Origin of the sequence: Nocardia sp. NPDC058497, assembly GCF_042720195.1 — a bacterium.
GTDB lineage: Bacteria > Actinomycetota > Actinomycetes > Mycobacteriales > Mycobacteriaceae > Nocardia.
The window spans coordinates 1-1,511 of the sequence record NZ_JBHXMY010000932.1 but is presented as its reverse complement, the minus strand read 5'-3'; the positions used below and the strand labels follow the sequence as shown (position 1 = coordinate 1,511).

Annotated in this window: 2 protein-coding genes and 2 pseudogenes; all 4 read left to right on the top strand. The window is 68.8% G+C overall.

The genetic code is table 11. The features are described from left to right. Positions 1–412: pseudogene (locus ACFWPJ_RS32590) on the top strand (hypothetical protein); the annotation flags it as partial. Next, on the top strand, positions 412–642 hold the full coding sequence (locus ACFWPJ_RS32585; RefSeq protein WP_378857333.1) for a hypothetical protein: 231 nt from the start codon (positions 412–414) through the stop codon (positions 640–642). The pseudogene ACFWPJ_RS32590 and the gene ACFWPJ_RS32585, both read left to right, overlap by 1 nt. Positions 643–670: 28 nt before the next feature. Beyond that, positions 671–1,276 carry a hypothetical protein gene (locus ACFWPJ_RS32580; protein WP_378857331.1) on the top strand — a complete coding sequence of 202 codons (606 nt, stop codon included), beginning with the start codon at positions 671–673 and terminating at the stop codon, positions 1,274–1,276. A gap of 11 nt (positions 1,277–1,287) precedes the next feature. Then, positions 1,288–1,511: pseudogene (locus ACFWPJ_RS32575) on the top strand (hypothetical protein); the annotation flags it as partial.

Genomic DNA, 1,511 nt, shown 5'->3' with positions numbered 1-1,511 from the left:
GCCTGATCCGTCCAACACCCTGGACCCTAGCCCACCACCGTCGCTACGGCGGATCGGGGAGCTCGCCGTCACCGACCTGTCGAGGGAACTCGGAACACGAGAGCTTTGGTCGGGTCCGGAGCGGGTAGAGGCCGCCCGCAGACTGCTGCGCGCCTACCGCCGCCACACCGCCGATTTGGCCATCGTCGAAGACCTCCTGCGCGCCACACCCACATGGGTCCTGGTCGGCGAACACGACGCCTTTGCCGCACCGGGCGTGGTGAACGAGTTCACCGAACGGGTATGGGCCGAGCAGGAGACCATCCCCGGCGCTCGCCACGACCTGGCCTGCGCTCACCCCGTTGCGGTGGCCGACGTGGTCGTCGACGCCGTGCAGGTCGCGCGCGAGTCGGCTCGGTACAGGACACGCTGATGTTGGCCAAACAACTTCCCGCGCAGGTTCTTTCGCCGCTGATCCAGTTGCTGGGCTGGTTGGCCTGGCTCGTGCTGCTGGTGTGCGTCGCCCGCACGATCTGGGTCGGCGGGCAGCTCGCCGTCCGCATGTATCGAGACGAGGCTGTCGAGGGCCTGATCGCGGCGCTGTGCGCTGCCGTGCTTCTCGGCTCGGCCAGTGGCCTCGCTGTCGCTCTCCTTCCCACCTGACCGTTCCCATCAGACCAAAGGAATACCTATGCTTGCGACCAGATGGCTTCTGCCACTGCTGGTACTGACTGTCGTCGGCTGCGGCCACGACACTGACCCGACAACAGTCGATCTCCCCTCGACCGCAGCCGCACCGCTGGTCCCCTCGGGGCTGTCGTGGCGCACCTGGCAGGGCGTGGACCTGCCCTTCAGTCAGCAAGGCCCTACCGAGACCGACGGCGCGGTGGCGTCCGGGTTCGACCGGTCCCCGGCTGGGGCCGCGCTGACCGCGATTCAGGCGACGGTACGGATGTCGATCGCTCCCGACGGGCAATGGGCGATGGTCGGGCAGCGCATGCTCGCCACTGGCGCGGCCCGTGACGCGTGGGCCACTGCCCGCGCGCAGGTCTCCATCACCGCTCCCGCCGGCCAGGACGCGCCGAGCATTCTCGGCTACGTCGTCACGGACTACGCCGACGCCCAGGCACGGGTGCAGATCTATGCCGGCTACCGCGACAACTCCCTGACCTGCCACACCGCAACCGTCGTCTGGCGCGACGGGGACTGGCGCCTGCAACTACCCGACCGAGGCGAAAACCCGATCACGGCAGTCGAATCGACGCCGCTCGGCATGGTCGCCCTGAACCACCCCTGAGGACCTAGATCGTGCGCTCCTACCGGCTACTCGTCATCTTGCTCAGCATCGTCGCCGCTGTTGTGGTCGGCGCGTTCATCGCAGTCATCAAGACTGACTCCGAACCTGCCCCCGAAGGACAACCGCCGTCGGCGACGACGCCCGGATCGGCCCCGAAAACCACCCCGCCCGGGGCGCCCACCCGCCCGCCCCCCGTGGGTCTGTACGGCAACCGGAGCGAGGTACCGGCCCCCCA